The sequence below is a fragment of the Streptomyces sp. NBC_01716 genome, assembly GCF_036248275.1.
Lineage (GTDB): Bacteria > Actinomycetota > Actinomycetes > Streptomycetales > Streptomycetaceae > Streptomyces.
In genome coordinates this window covers 8,529,959-8,547,983 of record NZ_CP109181.1, presented here as the reverse complement: position 1 = coordinate 8,547,983, position 18,025 = coordinate 8,529,959, and the positions used below count along the sequence as shown (strand labels likewise).

General features: G+C 68.0%; 18 protein-coding genes. 2 read left to right on the top strand and 16 right to left on the bottom strand.

Features of this window, described 5'->3' with window-relative positions:
* Positions 1–14: 14 nt before the first annotated feature.
* From OIE74_RS37995 to OIE74_RS37955, 9 genes are read right to left on the bottom strand one after another with little or no spacing between them, the layout of a single operon-like run.
* Positions 15–902, bottom strand: coding sequence for an MBL fold metallo-hydrolase (locus OIE74_RS37995; RefSeq protein WP_443076400.1), 888 nt, complete (start codon positions 900–902; stop codon positions 15–17).
* A gap of 14 nt (positions 903–916) precedes the next feature.
* The gene (locus OIE74_RS37990; RefSeq protein WP_329392073.1) at positions 917–2,065 is read right to left on the bottom strand and encodes an FAD-dependent oxidoreductase; all 1,149 of its coding nucleotides are present in this window, start codon (positions 2,063–2,065) and stop codon (positions 917–919) included.
* Between the two features lie 26 nt (positions 2,066–2,091).
* Positions 2,092–2,616, bottom strand: coding sequence for a YbhB/YbcL family Raf kinase inhibitor-like protein (locus OIE74_RS37985; protein WP_329392072.1), 525 nt, complete (start codon positions 2,614–2,616; stop codon positions 2,092–2,094).
* 16 nt (positions 2,617–2,632) lie between these two features.
* A complete protein-coding gene (locus OIE74_RS37980) occupies positions 2,633–3,325 on the bottom strand; it encodes a cupin domain-containing protein (RefSeq protein ID WP_329392071.1) in 693 nt (230 codons plus the stop codon).
* Positions 3,326–3,351: 26 nt separating this feature from the next.
* Positions 3,352–4,245 (bottom strand): amidohydrolase family protein, encoded by an 894-nt coding sequence (locus OIE74_RS37975; protein WP_329392069.1) that lies wholly within the window; start codon positions 4,243–4,245, stop codon positions 3,352–3,354.
* A gap of 3 nt (positions 4,246–4,248) precedes the next feature.
* A complete protein-coding gene (locus OIE74_RS37970) occupies positions 4,249–5,328 on the bottom strand; it encodes an ABC transporter permease (protein ID WP_329392067.1) in 1,080 nt (359 codons plus the stop codon).
* 1 nt (position 5,329) lies between these two features.
* Entirely contained in the window at positions 5,330–6,445 is a 1,116-nt protein-coding gene (locus OIE74_RS37965) for an ABC transporter permease (RefSeq protein ID WP_329392066.1), read from the bottom strand.
* Positions 6,445–8,013: an ABC transporter ATP-binding protein gene (locus OIE74_RS37960; RefSeq protein ID WP_329392064.1), complete on the bottom strand. Its 1,569-nt coding sequence runs from the start codon at positions 8,011–8,013 to the stop codon at positions 6,445–6,447. The genes OIE74_RS37965 and OIE74_RS37960 overlap by 1 nt, the downstream gene beginning before the upstream one ends.
* A 4-nt stretch (positions 8,014–8,017) precedes the next feature.
* Positions 8,018–9,061, bottom strand: coding sequence for a BMP family lipoprotein (locus OIE74_RS37955; protein ID WP_329392062.1), 1,044 nt, complete (start codon positions 9,059–9,061; stop codon positions 8,018–8,020).
* A 90-nt stretch (positions 9,062–9,151) separates the two neighbouring features.
* Here OIE74_RS37955 and OIE74_RS37950 point away from each other — a divergent pair, with 90 nt between their 5' ends.
* Positions 9,152–10,114, top strand: a complete 963-nt coding sequence (locus OIE74_RS37950) for a GntR family transcriptional regulator (RefSeq protein WP_329392061.1) — start codon at positions 9,152–9,154, stop codon at positions 10,112–10,114.
* 372 nt (positions 10,115–10,486) lie between these two features.
* Here the strand turns inward: OIE74_RS37950 and OIE74_RS37945 are convergent, their stop codons facing one another.
* The 3 genes from OIE74_RS37945 to OIE74_RS37935 all read right to left on the bottom strand — a co-directional run bounded on the left by OIE74_RS37945 (position 10,487) and on the right by OIE74_RS37935 (position 13,077).
* Positions 10,487–12,406 (bottom strand): DUF262 domain-containing protein, encoded by a 1,920-nt coding sequence (locus OIE74_RS37945; RefSeq protein ID WP_329392059.1) that lies wholly within the window; start codon positions 12,404–12,406, stop codon positions 10,487–10,489.
* A complete protein-coding gene (locus OIE74_RS37940; RefSeq protein ID WP_329392057.1) occupies positions 12,372–12,704 on the bottom strand; it encodes a DUF262 domain-containing protein in 333 nt (110 codons plus the stop codon). The genes OIE74_RS37945 and OIE74_RS37940 overlap by 35 nt, the downstream gene beginning before the upstream one ends.
* A 223-nt stretch (positions 12,705–12,927) precedes the next feature.
* Positions 12,928–13,077 (bottom strand): hypothetical protein, encoded by a 150-nt coding sequence (locus OIE74_RS37935; RefSeq protein WP_329392055.1) that lies wholly within the window; start codon positions 13,075–13,077, stop codon positions 12,928–12,930.
* On the opposite strand from OIE74_RS37935, the gene OIE74_RS37930 reads away from it, so the two are divergent.
* Positions 13,076–13,414, top strand: a complete 339-nt coding sequence (locus tag OIE74_RS37930; RefSeq protein WP_329392054.1) for a hypothetical protein — start codon at positions 13,076–13,078, stop codon at positions 13,412–13,414. The two genes, OIE74_RS37935 and OIE74_RS37930, sit on opposite strands and share 2 nt — an antisense overlap.
* A 362-nt stretch (positions 13,415–13,776) precedes the next feature.
* Here the strand turns inward: OIE74_RS37930 and OIE74_RS37925 are convergent, their stop codons facing one another.
* The 4 genes from OIE74_RS37925 to OIE74_RS37910 form a co-directional block, all read right to left on the bottom strand.
* Positions 13,777–14,901 (bottom strand): ABC transporter ATP-binding protein, encoded by a 1,125-nt coding sequence (locus tag OIE74_RS37925; RefSeq protein ID WP_329392053.1) that lies wholly within the window; start codon positions 14,899–14,901, stop codon positions 13,777–13,779.
* Positions 14,898–15,518 carry an ABC transporter permease gene (locus OIE74_RS37920; RefSeq protein ID WP_329392052.1) on the bottom strand — a complete coding sequence of 207 codons (621 nt, stop codon included), beginning with the start codon at positions 15,516–15,518 and terminating at the stop codon, positions 14,898–14,900. Before OIE74_RS37920 ends, OIE74_RS37925 begins: the two co-directional genes overlap by 4 nt.
* 189 nt (positions 15,519–15,707) lie before the next feature.
* Entirely contained in the window at positions 15,708–16,604 is an 897-nt protein-coding gene (locus OIE74_RS37915) for an ABC transporter permease (protein WP_329392051.1), read from the bottom strand.
* Positions 16,601–17,653, bottom strand: a complete 1,053-nt coding sequence (locus tag OIE74_RS37910; RefSeq protein ID WP_329392050.1) for an extracellular solute-binding protein — start codon at positions 17,651–17,653, stop codon at positions 16,601–16,603. Before OIE74_RS37910 ends, OIE74_RS37915 begins: the two co-directional genes overlap by 4 nt.
* Between the last annotated feature and the right edge of the window lie 372 nt (positions 17,654–18,025).

Below are 18,025 nucleotides of genomic sequence, written 5' to 3'. Positions count from 1 at the left end.
GGTGAGTACGGGGTTCAGATCCGGGCCAGGTCGGCCCAGTCGGTGATGACGAACGCGTTGGCGTCAGCGGCGACGCGACAGGCGGAGTGTCCGCCGAAGTGACCGGGGAAGACGAGCAGGTTGCGCTCGCTCGCCTCGGCCAGGAGCCGGCGCCGCTGGGCGCGCGCCTGGGCCGGGTCCTCGCAGAAGCAGCTGTTCACGTCCGGTGCGGCGATCTGCACCGGTGAGTGCAGGATGTCGCCGACGAACAGCGCGCCCTGCCCTCCCGACTCGATCCGCAGGATCGCGGAGCCCGGCGTGTGGCCCGGCGTGGCCTCGAGCACCAGGTCGTCGTCCAGCCGGTGGCGGCCGCTCCAGAGGCGGACGAGGCCCGCCTCGTGGACCGGGGCGACGCTGTCCTCGTAGACGTTCTGGTTGCCGTCGCCGGGTTCCCTCGGGTGCAGCAGGGGGTTCCAGAACTCGAAGTCCTCCGAGGTCATCAGGTATTCCGCGTGGGGGAACGTCGGGATCCAGGAACGGCCGTCGAGGCGGGTGTTCCAGCCGACGTGGTCGACGTGGAGGTGCGTGTTGACGACCACATCGATGTCGTCCGGCGCGACCCCGACGGCGGCAAGGTTCTCCAGGTACCCGGTGTGGTGGTGACCGTATACGGAGGCGTACGGCCGTTCCTTGTCGTTGCCGGCACCCGTGTCGAGGAGGATCAGGCGCCCCTGGCTGCGGATCAGCCAGGAGTGCAGCACCGAACGCAAGGTGCCCGTGCCCGCGTCGAAGAAGTCCGGCGAGAGCCGGTCGGCGTTGTCGTGCCAGTAGGACGGGTCGCTGTCCGGGAACACCTTCGCCGGGACCGCGGGGCTTGGCCCGGCGTACTCCTGGATTCGGATGATCTCGACATCGCCGATCATCACGGTGTCCGTGGTCACGGCCGTGCCCCTTCCGGCACCGGATACAGAGCGAGTACGTCGGGTCCCGCGGCGGAGAGTTCGAAGTTGGCGGTCTCCATCACTTCGGCGGAGAAGCCGTTGCCCTTCGCCATCGTGCGGGTCTCGGCCATGAAGGCACTACGGGCCTGCGCGGCATCCGACATCGGGCGCTCGCGTTCCTCCCAGACGGCAAGGGCCTCGGTGATGTCGTCGTACTGGTCGAGCGTGTGCGCCAGCTCGACGGCATTGACGATGCCGACGCTGGCGCCCTGGCCGAGTGCCGGGCACATCGCGTGGGCGGCATCACCGACGAGGACGACGCGGTTGTCGGACCACGGCGTCACCTTGTTGGTCTGGTAGGCGTCGTGACGTCCGCCGGTGGCCACACCGGCGAGCTCGATCGCGCCGGCCAGATGCGGGAAACGCTCGGACCACACCTCGGCATCGACCGGAATCCGTGAGGCACGCTCATTGGCGGTCGAGGCCATCATGCCCATGTAGATCGTGTCCGGCCCGGTCGGGATGAACAGGATCCGCATGGCATCCGGCTCGAGGGTCCAGAAGTCGATGACCCGGTCCCACTCCTCGCCCTTGAACTCGTCGGGCCGCGGGATCAGTACCCGGCAGACGCCGTCCTGGTACTTCTTCCGCTCCTGCACCAGGGCGGGCAGCGAATTACGGACAGCCGAGCCGGCACCGTCGGTGGCGACCACGAGGTCCGCCTCGAGCCGGCTCCCGTCCTCGAGCACCAGTACGCCGGCCGGCTCGGCGGCCACCGCCTTCGAACCGGCCACGATCTCGACACCGGCCTCACGGGCGGCATCGGTCAGCAGGGCGTGCAGCTCGGGGCGGGTGATCGCCCAGTACGGGAAGCCCGGGATCTCCTCGGACACGAGTTCACCGCCCAGGCTGGTGTCGTAGGAGTCGGGCAGGACACCCCGCTCGCGGATCGTCGCGGCGACGCCGATCACCTCGAGCGCGAGCATCGCGTTGCGCCACAACAGGATGCCGGCGCCGAAGTCGCGCAGTTCGTCGTTCTGTTCGTGCAGGCGGACGCTCCATCCCTTGCGGGCGAGGGCGATGCCGGCGGTCAGCCCGGCGAAACCGGCGCCGGCGACTTCGGCGTGACGGGCCTGGTCACTCATGGTTCTCCCCTCGGACGCGATCGTGCTCATTCGGAATCCACCCAGCCCGTGAGGCTGCCGCGGGCAAGAGTGTGGAAGTGCAGGTTGAAACCGAGCACGGTCGGCGTCAGGTCGGCCTCGATCTCCAGGTGCGGCACGTCGACGGCGTGCACGATGAAGACATAGCGGTGGCGTCCGGAGCCCGCCGGCGGGTTGGGGCCGACGTAGTGCGGGAGGCGGACGTCGTTGGGCAGCGTCACCGCGCCGGCGGGCATGCCGGCGGATCCGGGTGCACCCGCACCGGTCGGCAGCTCGGTGGTCGTCACCGGGATGTTGAAGACCGCCCAGTGCATGAAGCCGATGCCGGTCGGGGCGTCGGGATCGTAGCAGGTGATCGCGAAGCTCCTGGTCTGCGCGGGGAAGTGCGCCCACGACAGCTGCGGGCTGGCGCCGGTGCCGCCGATGGCCGGGTCGCGGAACGGGACGGGCACCTGCGCCCCGTGGACAAGGTCGGTGCTGGTGACGGTGAGTGCGGGCGCCGGGGTGACGACGGCGTACGGGTCGTCGGTCATGGGGTTCTCTCCTGGATCAACGGGCGGGGGTGGAGATGACATCGAAGGTGCGCAGCGGCTCGGTGACGCGCAGGGTGCCGGACCAGCCGTCGGGGAGGCCGACGGTGGCGCCGCTGGTCAGCTCGGCCTGCGAGCCGTCGGTGTTCTCGAGGACGGCGATGCCGGAGAGCACGTGGACGAAGCGGGCCCGTCCGCGCATCTCTTCGGTGTGCTCGCCGACCCCGGTGGTGCGCAGGAGAGCGGTCCCGTCGGGGCCGTCGAAGACGACGCCGTCCTGGGCGACCTCGTCGGTCGGGACGAAGGTGCACTTCTGCACGCCTTCGCGGTACGGCGGCACCGGCGTCGTGTGCACGTAGACCTTGCGCACCGTCCTGGTGATCTTCCAGCGGCCCTTCCAGCCGAATGGGAGGACCAGGATCGAGTCGGCGGTGAGTTCGTACTCGGTGCCGTCCTCGTCGGCGATCACACCACCGCCCTCGAGCAGGTACATGAACGAACCGCGGCGGTCCTTGTGGCGTGGGTAGACACCGGCATCACAGGCCCACACCGCGAAGAAGCCGTTGTCGTCGTCGAGGAGCACGTCCTCGTAGGCGAATTCGGCTCCGCTGACGGTCGGCTCCATCGAGATCTCCACCGGGAGCGGTCCGGAGAGCACCGTGCCGGCGTTCCGGAAGGGCGCCGCGACGGGTGCGGTCGTGCCGTCTGACATCGTCACTCTTTCTTCGTGGGGATGGATCAGGAACTGGTCGGGGCCAGGCCGGGAGCGGGTTCGGTCACCGGGTCGGTGATGCCGAGGAGTTCGAACGCGGGCCGGTGCAGGAGCTCGTGCAGTTCCTCGTCGGTGATGGCGGTGTAGCCGTGACGCTGAGTCTGTGCGACCACCTTGTGCAGGCCGTCGACGGCGGACTCGGCACTCACCATGGGTGAATCACTGCCGAAGAGGACCCTGTGCAGGACGCCGTACTCCTTGGCGGCGACGAGCGCGTTGGCCAGCACGGTCGGGCGGCTGGGGATCGCGGAGGTGTCGGCGTACACGTTGGCGTGGCGGCGCATCACCGTGACGGTCTCGTAGATCCACGGGTGGCCCATGTGTGCGATCACGATGCGCAGGTCGGGGAAGGCGATCGCGACATCGTCGAGGAGCAGGGCGCCGGAGTCGGCGAGCCGGCCGGCGCTGGCGAAGATCGCGCCCTGATGGATCATCACCGGCAGGCCGAGTCGCTCGGCGGTCTTGAAGACCCGCAGGGTGAGCGGGTGCAGGGGTGAGGTGCCCTGGTAGATCGGCCCGAGCTTGATGCCCTGGAGGCCGAGCTCGGCGTGGCAACGCTCGATCTCGTCGCAGGCGTCGTGGCGGGTGGGGTCGACCGACATGAAGCCGACGGTGTGGCCGCCCGCCTTGCGGACGAAGTCAGCGACTGCATCATTCGGTACGACGATCCCCGACGCGAAGGCCTGGAGACCGAAGACGATCGTCCGCTCGGCCGGTGCCACCCGCTGGATGTAGGACTCCAGCGTGACCCGGTCGATCTCCTCCTCGGAGAGCTCGCGGTTCACCCGCTCCAGTCCGTCGGACCACGGCGAGCCCTGGTGGTCGGGGGTCCAGAAGTGCGTGTGCACATCGGTGATCACGGCTCAGGTCTCACTTCGCAGATAGGGAATAGACAGGGCGGCCGGCGCCTGGTTCCGGGTGTTCCCGGCGGTGGCCAGCGCGACCAGCGCGAGGACGTAGGGCATCGCCAGCCACAGCGGGACCGGCAGGGTTGTCTTCGGTGCGGCGATCGCGGTGACCACCAGGGCGATCAGTACGACGCCGATGAAGGCATCGCCCCTGGTGAGCCGGATACCGGCCCGGCCCCGGGCGCGCAGCGCCAGGACGACGAGCACGATCAGGGCGGCCGCGATCCAGACCTCGCGCGGGATCTCCCCCAGTGCCTGCAGCCGGAGCTGGGTGGCATCGGTGACCGCGAAGATCGTCACGGCCAGGCCGACCCCGCCCGGACGCCAGCGGCTGAAGAGCACCGCGGCCAGGGCAAGGTAGCCACGGCCACCGGTCATCGACTCGCGGAAGACACCGACATCGCCGATCGAGAGGTAGGCACCGGCCAGTCCGGCGCAGCCCGCCGAGAACACGGTCGCCGCCCAGCGCAGGCCGCGCACGCTGACACCGGCCGCGTCGGCGGCGATCGGCGTCTCGCCCACCGCCTTGAGGTTCACGCCCCAGGTCGTGCGTGTCATCGCCAGCGCGACGAGTACGACGACGACCGCGGTGACGTAGATGAACACGTCCTGGTTGAAGAGCGCCTGGCCGACCACCGGCAGGTGTTCGAGGCCGGGGATGCCGTGGCGCTCCATCGGTGCGAGGGTCTTCGGATCCTTGATCGCATCGCTGTTGAGGAAGGTCGTGATGCCGTAGCCGAGCAGGCCGATCGCGATGCCCGACACGATCTGGTCGACCTTGGCCTCGATGGCGAGCACGGCCATCAGGACACCGAAGAGCAGTGCACCGGCCAGGCCCCCGAGGAAGGAGACGAACATGTTGCCGGTGCCGAGCATCGTCCAGTAGGCGGTGAAGGCGCCGGTGAGCATGACGCCCTCGAGGCCGACGTTGATCACGCCCGCCTTCTCGGAGACGAGTTCGCCCGTGGCGGCCAGCAGGATCGGTGCGGCGATGGTCACCGCGGAGACGAGGAAGGCGACGTCGAAGATCCCCATGTCAGACCCTCTCCGCGAGCGGTGCCGGGTCGGCATCCTTCGCGTCGGACTCGGGCGCCGGTGACAGCGCGGTGGCGGCGCGTCGCGACACCCGGCGCTGGAGCAGCACCGCGGCGACCAGGACGAGGACGATCACGGCACCCTGCAGCACCGAGGCCATCGAGCTCGGTACGTCGAGCTGGGCCTGCAGTGCGGTCCCGCCGACATTGAGGGAGGAGAAGGCGATCGCGGCGATCGGTGCCGCGGCCGCCGAGTTGCGCGCGAGCAGTGCGACCGCGATGCCGTTGAAGCCGACATTGGCCTCGAAGCCGTCGCTCATCCACGGAGTCGATCCGGCGAAGAGAAGGGCAGCCCCGGCCACGCCGGCGAGGCCGCCGGAGATCAGGATCGCCTTCACGCCCTCACGCACCGGATCGACACCGGACCAGCGGGCGGCATCACGATTGCCACCGGCCATGCGGAGACGGAAGCCGAAGACGGTCCGGCTGAGCACGACGACCACGAGGATCGCGCAGATCGGGAGCAGGACCACGTCGTACGAGAGGGTCCGGCCGGGGATGCCGTCGTACGCGGGCCACCAGGTGGAATCCGGGAAGGTCTTCGACTGCGGCTGCCCGTCGAGCGAACCCTGCAGCGGACCGCGCACCAGCCAGGCGGCGACCTGCACCGCGACCAGGTTGAGCAGCAGCGAGGAGACGATCTCGAGCACGCCCCGCGAGGCCCACAGCCACGCGGTCACGGCGGCCCACAGCATGCCGCCGAGCCCGCCGGCGGCAACGGTCGCGAGTACGGCGAGCGGCATCGGCAGACCACCGCACTGGAGTCCGACCGCGGTCGCCGCCGAGCCGCCAGTGATCACCTGGCCGGGGAAACCGACGTGCAGGCGACCGGCCCGCGTGGTGACGATCCAGCCGAGGGCGACCAGCAGGAGCGGAACACTCTGGGTGAGCGTCGTACCGAGGTTGGCGCTCCGGCCGAAGGTGCCGTCCCAGAAGACCGACAGTGCGTCGCCGGGCGAGACCCCGATCGCGGCGACCATCGCGGCGGCGAGCGCGATCGCGCCCACCACCACCGCGAGCTGGGCCCCGATCCGGGGCAGTAGGTCCTTCCCGGTCATCACACCGCCTCCGACGACGTCATCAGGGCGCCCAACTGGGCGCGCGTGGCGGACCCGCCGGGGACGGTCCCGCGGATCCGGCCGTGGGCGAGCACGGCGATCCGGTCCGAGAGCGACATCACCTCGTCGAGGTCCATGGAGATCAGCAGTACGGCGCCCCCGGCCTCCCGGTGCTCGACCAGGCGGCGGTAGACGAAGTCCGTGGCCCGTACGTCGAGACCGCGTACCGGCTGTGCCGCGATGAGCAGTGACGGACCGGCCGAGAGTTCCCGGGCGAGCACCGCCTTCTGCTGGTTGCCGCCCGACATGCGTGCGATCGGGAGCACCTCGCTCTCGGCACGGATGTCGTACTCGGCCATCAGCGCGCGGGCGTGCTCGCGGGCGGCAGCGGTGCGGAGAACACCGCGCTGGGCAAGGGGTTCGGTGCGCAGCGCACGCAGGCCGATGTTCTCCCACAGGGTCATGTCGCCGACGATCGCGACGTGGTGACGGTCCTCGGGGATCAGCGCACCGCCGCGGCGGTAGAACTCCTCCGGCGAGCGCGCGGTGAAGGCGGAGCCGCCCAGGCCGACCTCGCCGGACAGCGCCGGACGCAGGCCCATCACGGCCTCGACCAGTTCGGCCTGACCGCTGCCGGCCACACCGGCGACGCCGAGGATCTCCCCGGCGCGGACCTCAAGGGAGACCTCCTCGAGAGCACGCGGCCCCTGCGGTACGCCGGGATCGCGCGCCACTGTGAGCTCGCGGACCGACAGCACCGCGGCACCGGGCTCCTGCGGTTCGGGCCGGGGGCGTTCGGCAACCGGCCCGCCGACCATGAGCTCGACCAGCCGGTCGGGCGTGGCATCGGCGATGCGGCCGCTCCCGGCCACCGCGCCACGACGCAGCACGGTCCAGCGGTCGGCGGTCGCGAAGACCTCCGAGAGCTTGTGGGAGATGAGGATGATCGCGTGACCGTCGTCGGCGAGCCGCCGCATGAGGCGGGCCAGCTCGTCCCACTCCCCCGGGCTGAGCGCGGCGCTCGGCTCGTCGAAGATGAGGATCCGGGCACCGCCGCACAGCAGCTTGACGATCTCCAGTCGCTGCCGTTCACCGACGGCCGCATCGCCGACCAGCTGGTCGGGGGTGATCCGCAGACCCGTCGCCGCGGCCACCTCCTCCGCCCTCCGACGGGCGGCGGCAGCGCCATTGCGCCACGGCACCGGCGAGGGTGCGATCACGAGGTTCTCCAGCTCGGTGAGCGTGGGAACCAGGGTGAAGTGCTGGTGGACCATCCCGATCCCAGCACGAAGTGCGTGCTGCGGCTTACGGAAACGGACCGGCTCGCCGGACACCTCCACCTGTCCCTCGTCGGGGTCGTACAGACCCGTCACGATGCGCATCAGCGTGGTCTTCCCGGCCCCGTTCTCGCCGAGGAGGGCGTGGATCTCACCCCAGGCGACGTCGAGGTCGACGGCGTCGTTGGCGACGAAGGCTCCGAAGCGCTTGGTCACCGAGCGCAGCCGCAGCGCGGGCGCACTGCCCTGCGACGCCTGGGCGTCCGGGCCGGGATCGAGGATGGTCGTCATCGGATCAGCGCTGCTCGAACTTGTAGCTCGGCTTGGGCAGCAGTACGCCCTTGTCCGCGGTGATCCCACCGTCGACGATCTGCTTGGTCACCTTCTGCGCAAGGGCCTTCTCCGCGGCACTGCCCTTGCCGGGGCAGAACTCGAAGCGGAGCGCACCCGAGGCGAGTCCGTAGCTGATCGCACCCGAGGGCAGCTTGTCCGTCGCGGCATCGGTGACGGCACTCTGCAGGATGTCTGCCCACGAGACGACACCGGAGCCGATGATGTTCGGGCTGGAGTCGCAGTGCGTGGCGAAGACGTCGTACACACTGGCGGCGGGCTTGCCGGCATCGGCGGCCTGGTAGACGCCCTCGGAACCGGAGTCCAGGTCGGAAAGGATCTGGTCAACGCCGTTGGCCATCATCGCCTCGGCGGCCTGCTTGGCCTTGCCGACGTCGTTGTAGTCACCGGTGTAGGTCTGGACGACCTTGGTGGCCGGGTTGTCGATCCTGGCGCCCTGGACCATGCCGTGGTACCAGGCGGTCGAGGCCGGGACCTGCAGGCCGGCGATCATGCCGAGCTTCTTGGAGTGCGAGTGCATCGAGGCGACGGCGCCGGCCACGATGGCGTTGTGCCCGACGGCGGTGGTCACGGAGGTGACGTTCCCGGCGTACTTGTCGAGGTCGGAGGCAACCAGGATGAAGCGCACCTTCGGGTACTTCGGCGCGACGACCGCGACCGGCTTGTTCAGCGAGGCGCCGTCCGCGATGACGATGTCGTTCTTGGCCGCCAGCGACTCCAGGCCCTGGATCTGCTCCTGGGAGTTGCCGGCATTATCGACGACGGACGAGAGCCTGAGGTCCGCGTTCTTCGCGATCGCGGCGTTGACGCCGGCGAGGCTGAACTGGGTGAAGCCCCCGTCATTGCGCGGCGCCTGGGCCAGGAAGCCGATGGTCTTCTTGCCGGAGCCGGCGGAGCCGCCGGCGTTACCGGAGGAACTGCCGCCACACGCGGTCAGCACCACTGGTATGGCAGCTACCACCACAGCGAGCACGATCTTGTTTCTCATCCGAGGGGCCCCTTCGTCGGCCAGGATTCCGAGCTCGTTACGAATACCCGCGCGATCCCAGCATCACTGGTATGTCAGTACTGAGCAGCAGTGACGACGGGTTCTTCGTATCGTGGGACGCACTCTGCGGTTCTGACATACCAGCTGTCAAGAGAATCGCAGAACGAATTCGAAGGGCAGACGCTGTGGTGTGGAGCGCGACATCGACGGAAGGAACCGGCCTTCGGCCTGTGCGGCAGGCACCGGTGGCTCGGCGCCGATCGGTGGGCGACGGCTACCATACTAGGAAGGCGGAGGCCGCTCGCCGGCTTCTCGTGTACCCGGATCTCCCCCCTGACGAACGGACCCCGAGTGGACACCGACCCTGCCCCGGCCCGCGAGAGCTCGAAGAGGGAGACGATCCTCCGCCTGTTGCGCAGGGACATCGTCACGGGCGCGGTCCCGCCGGGGGAGCGGCTTTCGGAGGCGCGTCTGGCGACCCGTTTCGGTGTCAGCCGGATGCCGGTCCGCGAGGCGTTGAAGGAGCTCGAACGGGAGGGCTTCGTCGCGATCGAGGAGCGCCGGGGTACGTTCGTACGCTCGGTCTCCCGTTCGGAGATCCTCGATCTGTTCGAGGTGCGCGAGGCCGTCGAGGGCATGGCCGCGCGGCTGTGTGCCGGGAGGGCGAACAATGGCTTCCTCGATCGGATCGACCGGGCGGTCGCTGACATGGCAGAGCACGTCCGTGTCGCGGATTCGGATGGCTACACCCGCGCTGATGCGGAATTCCACGGCCTGATCGTGGCCGGCGCGTCCAACGAGCGCCTCAGTGACCACTACCGGTTGTTGATCCAGTATCTGCATCGCGGACTGCTCTCCTCGATCGTGACCCGCCGTGAAGGCCGCATGGAGCGCTCCCTCGCCGAGCATCGCGAGATCGTCCGCGCCCTGCACGCGCACAGTGCGGACGAGGCCGAGACGGCCATGCGCGAGCACGTCCGGCGGGGCCGGCTCGAGCTCCAGGAAGAGGTCAGCACAAAGTTCGGCGGCCCCGAGCCGACCGATCACGCCTGACACGTAGCGGTCCGTGGCGATCTGACCGACGGTCCGGCGAGCCTGCTGTTCCACGGCCACGCACACCACCTGACGGCGACGCCCCAGGCTACGAAGCCTCGCATTGCCCGAGGTCAGCGATGACCTGGGCGCATACGGTCGCTTCGGCGGCCAGTCCGGCCGGGCCGGCCGGGATGGGGGAAGGCCTCGCGGACACCGGCCGCGACATCCGGCTGGAGCAGCATGCGGGCGTGGACGGCGAGATCCCAACGGCCTTTCTTCCAGGGCACGTTGGTACATTCCCTGTGTCCGCGCTTCGCCTCTGCCGAAAGGATCCCTCGCTCACTTCGCTGACCGGGACCGGGGCAGCCGTCGGCAGACCTGCCTGACCGGCTACAGCGCGCCGGCCGCCGCCGCGCGGTCACGGATGGTTCGCAGGCTGACGCGTACTCCGTTCTCGTCTTCGATGTGCCATTCGTTCATGCCCTGGCAGGTCTTGGTGCCACGGGCGACGGCCCCGGCCTCGTCGGCCCGGCCGTAGGGTGTGCCTCCGGTCGCGGCGAGGATGATGCCGCCGTTCGCGTCGATGGTGGCCCAGTGCTCGGTGGCGCGGTAGGTGAGCACGATCCGGGTGCCGGCTGTCAGAACCTGGGCGTCGATCATCCTGGCCACGTCGGTGCGTCGGCCAGAAGCCGCTTCGCGCCGCACAGGGGCCCGGCGCGGACGGGCGACCGGCCGGCCGGCGTCACGTTGTGGAGGTGCAACGGCAGCAGAGACGGGCAACCCCAGGCGTTCGGGTTTCCAGATGTATTCGAACAGGCGCAGATACAGCTCCTGCCGGGTCTCGATGACCGTGGTCATGGTCTCTCCCGGCCCGAAGGCCCGCATGTGCTTGTCGAGTTGGTGTGCCTTGATGAAGTCGCGCAGTTCAGGGTTGCGGTGATCGTATTCAGGGGCCATGACGCCCAGGAGGACGTTGTCGCGGGCGTAGAGGCGGTTCTTGTCGTGGAAGGGGAGGTCATTGATGCTGGCGTTCTCGCGGCCCCTCAGCAGGCCGAGGCCACCGAGTTGGTTGCGGCGGCTGCGGAAGACGACCGGGTCAGGGATGTCACCGGCGACGCGATGGTGGTGGTTGGCCCACAGGTGTTCTATGTGGAACTGGTCGCGGTCGAGGTAGGCGAGGATGCCGAAGGGCTTTTTGCAGGCCTTGTCGGCGTAAGCGGTGGCGCGGGCGAGGAGATAGCGGATCTGATGGGCGTTGTTGCCTCGCAGGCCCAGGGTGATTGCTTCGCGCACCGGGTTCCCGTTGTGCTGGGCAAGGCCGCCGAGTGTGGAGGCGACGTCGGCGACGGTACGGCAGCCGCGCAGGACAGGGACGAGCTCGGTGTGGACCAGGGCGTCGGCATCGGCGGACTGGACGGGCAGATCCTGCAGGATCCGCAGGGCGTACCAGCGGTCGATGCAGGAGGCGACGAGGCGGCCCTTGTCCTTGGCGTCGGTGGGCCGGTCGTCGGGGGCGATGGCAGCGAGCACGGCGACGGACTGGACGCCGAGGCCGTTGCGCTCGTTGAACAGCACCGTCTCCAGGCGGTCGCCGTCCATCTTCAGGGTGCGGGTGGCGGCGAGGACGGGCCTGTACAGACGGGCTGTCTTCAGCAGATTCTGCACGAAGTTGAGGAAGTGGTCGGGGCGTCCCGGGGTCAAGCCGAGGTACTCCGCGTTGTGGCGTACCCACACGTTGAGGTTGGTGGTGATCTGGCGGCGGTCCTCGTCGCAGTCCTCGCGCGCGCAGTGGGCAAGGAGGTAGGCCTTGATGAAACGGGATGCCGCCTGGGGGTCATCGCGGTCGGCGGGGAGCTCCCGCAGCATCTCCTTCCACCGGGTATTCAGCTGATCTTCAGCGGAGCCGACGTTGGACAGCAGATGGCTCTTCAGGAGGTCGACGGTGGTGAGGCGGGCGCCGCGGTCATTCATCGTCTCGAACATGCGGTAGCCGTGGTCGGGGCCTGCCGCGCGGATGCCCACCAGGACCACGCGTGTCAGGAGCCATTCGGTGAAGGGGTGGAGCTTCTCGGCGTCGAGTTCCTCGGCGAGCCGGGATTCGATCTGCTGGCCGCGTGCCCACAGGTTGCGGCGGGAGAGGGAGTCCCCCGCGCCGGCCTCGTATCTGCGGCCCTCGCTGATGGCTTGCAGGACGGGGTCGTGGTCGGTGATGCCGACGCAGAAGTGCTTCCCGTCGGTCGTGATGACACGGTTGAGTTGGTCGACCGTGTGCGTATCACCGGCTTCCTGGGCCGACAGTCTCAGCCGCAAAAAAGAGCAGGTGCAAAGTGACGAAGCGCTGCTGACCGTCGACGAGGAAGCGGCGCTTCTCCGAGGGCTCGTGGTAAACGAAGGGGCCGAGGAAATACTGCGGCGCGGTGTGGGAACGGCGCCGGTACGCGGAGTCGCCCAACCAGTGCTTGAACGAATCGCACAAGTCCCGCAGCAGGGTGCGGACTTCCTCGCTGCCCCACATGTAGTCACGCTGGTAGTAGTCGATCTCGTACGTCACGTCACGGAACAGCTCATTCAGGTTGAATCCCTGAGACCTGATCTCGTCCGCGCCCACGCAACCACCCCTCACCTGCCAGGCATATCCCGTCACGCTCCCAATCCGGCGCCACGGCGTACAGACGGCGCGGGACTCTGATCGGCGGCATGCACAACATCAGCGCAGGCGACCGTGGCCTCCCCGGCCCTGCCGGGCCGGGCGATACCGCTGCCCAAGCAGCCACCGGGCGACCGCACGACGGCAGCTGCTCCGCGGACTGCCTCTGGACGGGCCGGCCACGTCATCGGACCGAGGACGGTGGCGACTTGCGGCCTGCACCGGACGGGTGGTGGAAGATGTCCAGCGCCCTGGCCGGGTCCAGCGGCTCCTGCGCGACAATGGGCGGCGCGGCCACGGTAGCGATGCCACGGACCCAGTCGGCGGACGTCATGCAGGCCACGATCGCAGCAATCTCCCAGAGCGACAGGAGTTCCACCGCAGTGAATACGTCCCGAGCGGCCTGCAGATGTAGCAAGCACACCAGTGACGGCAGGCACCGGACATCCCCGACTCCTTCGCGGTCACGGCAAGCCAGTTCCCAGCAGCCCGAACTGCGTCAACGTACCAAGCACCCGGAGGAACTGCCCTACCGCACGCTGGAGAACCCCGCCAAGAACGCATCCCACGCCGACCTGGAAACGGTCAAGCCAGTGACCCACCGGCTGGATCTGCTGACCACGCTGTCGATGGTGCACCGCCGTCTCGACGGCACCCACGTTACCCCCTGAGGGGGTCACTCGTGGTGCCACCAAGCCACCGCGAGGCCGACGAGGAGGGATCCCGCATACCGGGCGGCGCCAGCCAGCGGGCCCGTGGACACCAGGCGCGACCACGACACATCGGCAGGCAGGACACAGTCCCGGCGGCGGACGGCCGCGGGTCGGGGGGACGTGCCGGGGTGATCGATCTCAGTCCGGTGTCGAAGTGTTCCCATCGCTCCGAGACGCAGGGCAGCGCCCCGGCCAACCTCGTGGGGTGGCCGGGGGCTCTTCCGCTCGGGCAACGGCGCGATAGAACCGAGCGGAGCCAGCGGCTTTGCCGATCTTGGTCGTACTGGCTCCACCCCTGTGCAGGAGGGAAGGTGAGGGTTTCAGCCGCCGGTGGGCAGAGCTCGGGCGGCTCCGGGGGGAATCGAGACGGGGATCACGTCGCCGAGGGTGGGCAGCCTGAGTGCGCCCGGGTCGGAGACGGCGACGCGAAGCCGGACATCCGTGCTGACCTGAACGACTACAGTGGCGATGTTGCCCTCGTTGATGATCTCGATCACCGCGCCCGTGAGGGTTGAGGGGGCGCCGTCGCTGCCCAGGCGGAGCGCTTCAGGCCTGAGCAGGACACGGACGGAGTCGCCCGCGGTGACCGTGCCCGGGTGCCGTGCGTGCACGGTGTTCGATGTGGACAGCTCGATCGTGCATCGGTCGGAGCCGGCCTCGGTACAGACGCCGGAGATGAGGTTGGACTGGCCGATAAACCCCGCTACGAAAGCGTTTGCAGGTTCGCGGTAGATCATCTCTGGTGTGTCGAGCTGGTCGATCCGGCCGCCGCGCATCACTGCGATGCGGTCGCTCATCACCAGGGCCTCGGTCTGATCGTGTGTCACGAAGATGGAAGTGATGCCGAGTTCGCGCTGCAGGTGCTTGATCTCCAGGCGGAGCTGTTCGCGCAGCTTGAGGTCCAGGTTGGACAGCGGCTCGTCGAACAACAGCACTTTCGGCTGCACCACGATGGCCCGGGCGAGCGCGACGCGCTGCTGCTGCCCGCCGGAGAGCTGACCGGGTAGACGGTCTTCCTTGCCGGCCAGGCCAACGCGTTCGAGGGCCTCGGCGACGCGCTTGCGGATCTCCGGTTTCGGGCGCTTGCGCATCTGCAGTCCGTAGCCGACGTTGCGGCCGACGGTCAGGTGAGGGAAGAGGGCGTACTGCTGGAATACCATCGCGGTGTCGCGTCGGTCAGGGGGCAAATGGTGGACGTCCTGTCCGTCGAGCATGATCTGCCCGGCATCGGGCGTGAGGAAGCCCGCGATCATGTTCAGGGTGGTTGTCTTGCCGCATCCGGACGGTCCGAGCAGGGTAAGGAACTCGCCGGGGCGAACGTCGAGGTCGAGGTCTTCAACGGCGACTGCGGAGCCGAACTCCTTGCGGATGCCGAGCAGTGTGACCGCGTATCTACCGGCTGTTTCCTGGATGGCGGGCCGCTTGGCGGCGCTCAGTGCGGTCACTTGGTACCTCCGTGGATGAACTCGGTCAGGTGGGTGAACCTGGATGCGATACCTGCGATGGCGCAGATGCCGAGGACGCTGGTGACCGCGACGCAGGCCAGGGTGGGCGAGTACTCGTACTCCATGTACTGCAGGAGCTGGATGGGCAAGGTGTTCGCGTCGCGGGTGGTCAGGAACAGGGACAACTCGACGTTGTTGAACGACATGATGAAGGCGAAGAGTGCGCCGGCGAACATGCCTGACCGCATGAGCGGCAGAGTGACCGAGGTGAAAGCGCGCAGCGGGGTGGCTCCGAGATCGCGAGCTGCACGCTCCCACAAAGTGTTGACGCCGAGTAGGCTGACGCCGACGGTTCGCAGTACGAACGGAATACCGATCACCGTGTGGGTCACCACGAGCAGGGGCGAGCCGATGAGCCCGCGTGCGCTCATCATGGAGATCAGCTGCACGACGGCGAGGCTGATGACGATCTCCGGCAAGAGCAGCGGGGTGGCGAGAAAGCCCTCCAGGGCGGCCCGGCCGCGCCCCTGGCCGCGAGAGAGTGCATAGGCGGCGGCGGTACCGGTGATCAGGGCGCACAGGGCAGAGGCCAGTGCGATCTGTGCGGACAGAGCCATCGGCAGCAGCCACTCGCGGGTGAGCGCGGAGTCCCACCATTTCAGGGAGAGGCCGCTTGGGGGGGAAGGCCGGGTAGGTGTCGGGCTGGATGGAGGTCCACACCACGACGGCCATTGGCACGGCGATGAACAGCATCACGAGCGTTAGTAGTGTGGAGCGCAGCAGGATCCAGAGGCGAGGGCGCATGGTCAGATCCCCTTTCGTGACCGGTTGCCGGCCCACAGAAGTGCGCCGACCGTGATCGCGCTGACCACGAGGATGACCACGGCGATGGCTGCAGCTTCCCCCCACTCAAGGCTGACCACCATGCGCTCGCGAACCAGGGTCGCGAGGGTTTGGACCCGTCCGCCGCCGAGGATCGCAGCCGCAGCGAATGAGCCCAGGCTGATCGCAAAGGTGAGCATGAAACCGGAGATCAGACCGGGCCTGATCAGCGGCAGCGTGATCCGGAAGAAGGTACGCACCGGTCCGGCACCCAGGTCGCGTGAGGCGCGTTCCAAGGCTGGGTCGACGCTTTGCACGCTGGACATCGCGGTAAATACCGCGAACGGCAGCAGCACGTGCACGAGCCCAACGATGACCGCGAACCAGGTGCCGATGAACGCAACCGGTCTATCGGTCACGCCCGACCACTGGAGGATCGTGTTGAGCAGGCCGTCGTTCTGGAGCACCACCAACCAGCCATAGGTGCGCACGACAACGCTGGAGACGAGAGGCGAAACCACGATGAGCAGCACAAGTGTGCGCAGACGAGAGCGGGAGCGGACGAGGAAGTGCGCGACCAGAAGCCCCATGGCCGTACAAGTCAGGCCCACAACGATGGACGTCCAGATGGTGTCCCACAACACGGAACGGAAATAGCTGTCGCCGAACAGGCCCGTGTAGTGCTCGGTGGTGAGATCGGTGGTGACTTGGGCGCCGTCGTAAGTCAGCACACTGCTGGCGAGGAGGATCATGGTCGGGACCGCGAAGACCGCCAGGACCCAGACCGTCGCCGGCAATGACAGCAGCGGCAAGTTGGAACGCTTCCGCGTCGGCGTGTGCCCGGGCACGCGCGGGGGCGAGCCTGTCAGCGAGGTGGTCATCGCACGGCCTCCTGCCACTGCTGCTGCCACTCGTTACGGTTGTCGTTGACCGTTGACGCGTCGGCGATCTTGATCTTGTCGAGCTGTTCCGGCGTCGTGACGTGCTTGGCCGCGAAGGCCGCGGGAAAAGTCAAACTGGTGATGGCGGGCCCGACGTTGTAGGCAAGCGCCCAGCGCTCCTGGACCTCCTTGGAGAGCCAGTAGTCGATGAGCTTGAAGGCGTTGCCCTTGTGGTCCGCGCCGTCCGGGACGCCCAAGGCGCCCAGGTTCGCGTATGTACCCTCCTTGGGAACGGTGAAGTCGTAGTTGTTGGTCTTGGCGTAGATCGCGGCGCGGCCGTCGAAGTAGGGGAAGGTCGTGGCGGTCTCTTTCGCCATGAAGGGCACGGCTTCCGAGGAACTCGTCGGAGTGGCCAAGGCGTACTTGGCCATCTCCTCGGTCCGCTTGAACGCGGGCCCCATGTTGTTGCTACTTCCGCCGCCCATGTCGGCGAGGGTGAGCAGGGAATAGACCCCGAGCGCGTTGCTCGGGCTGAAGATCAACGTTCCCTGACGGTACTTCGGATTCCACATCACGTCCCAACTGGTGGGCGGCTTGGGGAAGTCGTCGCGGTTGTACATCAGGCAGACCTGCTGGACTTCCTGAATCGCGCCGACGCCGTTGGTGTGTTCCTTCAGCTTCTGGGGCACGTTGGCCAGGTTGGGCACCTGCTTCTCGGTCACCCGGGCCAGCAGATTGTCCTGATGGCCCTGCTCGAGCTCGAGGTGGGTCATTATCCCGAGGTCAAAACCAGGGTCACCGTTGGCGGCACGGACGGCGGCGTAGGTCTCCGCCCCGGAGCCGCCCCCTCTGTACTCGACCTTGATGCCGGTTTCCTTCGTGAACGGCTTCGCGATGTTCTCTCTGAAGAGGGTTTCGTACTCAGCGCCATAGCCTTCAACGACGACTACGTCCCCTCCCCCGGAGCCGGCATCCGGGCCGGTTGACGTGCAGGCGGCCAGTGACGCTGAGAGCCCGAGCACGAGCGCAACACTGATGATCTTCTTCATGTCGGCCGCACCTCCATTTCTTAGACTGGTTCGGATACATCAATGCCATATGCGCTGGTTCATGCATAGACGAGAATGATTGGTTCGTCGCGTTTCCCGGGAGAATCGGGGGTCTCCATCTCCGGAGCCGTCGAGATCGCAGAGTGGATACGTCAGACAGGACGGCACCCTCGCTGACGAAGAGACTGGGCCGCCAGAATTAACGGGAGGCTCATCCGCCTGACAGAAAGGCGTGAGCCGGGGAGCCAGTTGAGAGCTGTGCACCGACAGACGCGGTGGAAGTCTCGCTAAGCACTCAGAGGCTCAGCGCGGTGATCGGCGGAGCAGTGGCAGATTAGCTTGCCCCTAAAGGAGGTTCTTCGGAAGCCACAC

Bases quoted from the DNA above. Each gene is read 5' to 3' on its own strand.
- OIE74_RS37995 (WP_443076400.1), bottom strand. From the start codon at position 902: ATGATCGGCGATGTCGAGATCATCCGAATCCAGGAGTACGCCGGGCCA.
- OIE74_RS37990 (WP_329392073.1), bottom strand. From the start codon at position 2,065: ATGAGTGACCAGGCCCGTCACGCCGAAGTCGCCGGCGCCGGTTTCGCC.
- OIE74_RS37985 (WP_329392072.1), bottom strand. From the start codon at position 2,616: ATGACCGACGACCCGTACGCCGTCGTCACCCCGGCGCCCGCACTCACC.
- OIE74_RS37980 (WP_329392071.1), bottom strand. From the start codon at position 3,325: ATGTCAGACGGCACGACCGCACCCGTCGCGGCGCCCTTCCGGAACGCC.
- OIE74_RS37970 (WP_329392067.1), bottom strand. From the start codon at position 5,328: ATGGGGATCTTCGACGTCGCCTTCCTCGTCTCCGCGGTGACCATCGCC.
- OIE74_RS37965 (WP_329392066.1), bottom strand. From the start codon at position 6,445: ATGACCGGGAAGGACCTACTGCCCCGGATCGGGGCCCAGCTCGCGGTG.
- OIE74_RS37960 (WP_329392064.1), bottom strand. From the start codon at position 8,013: ATGACGACCATCCTCGATCCCGGCCCGGACGCCCAGGCGTCGCAGGGC.
- OIE74_RS37955 (WP_329392062.1), bottom strand. From the start codon at position 9,061: ATGAGAAACAAGATCGTGCTCGCTGTGGTGGTAGCTGCCATACCAGTG.
- OIE74_RS37930 (WP_329392054.1), top strand. From the start codon at position 13,076: ATGCAGGCCACGATCGCAGCAATCTCCCAGAGCGACAGGAGTTCCACC.
- OIE74_RS37935 (WP_329392055.1), bottom strand. From the start codon at position 13,077: ATGACGTCCGCCGACTGGGTCCGTGGCATCGCTACCGTGGCCGCGCCG.
- OIE74_RS37920 (WP_329392052.1), bottom strand. From the start codon at position 15,518: ATGGCTCTGTCCGCACAGATCGCACTGGCCTCTGCCCTGTGCGCCCTG.
- OIE74_RS37915 (WP_329392051.1), bottom strand. From the start codon at position 16,604: ATGACCACCTCGCTGACAGGCTCGCCCCCGCGCGTGCCCGGGCACACG.
- OIE74_RS37910 (WP_329392050.1), bottom strand. From the start codon at position 17,653: ATGAAGAAGATCATCAGTGTTGCGCTCGTGCTCGGGCTCTCAGCGTCA.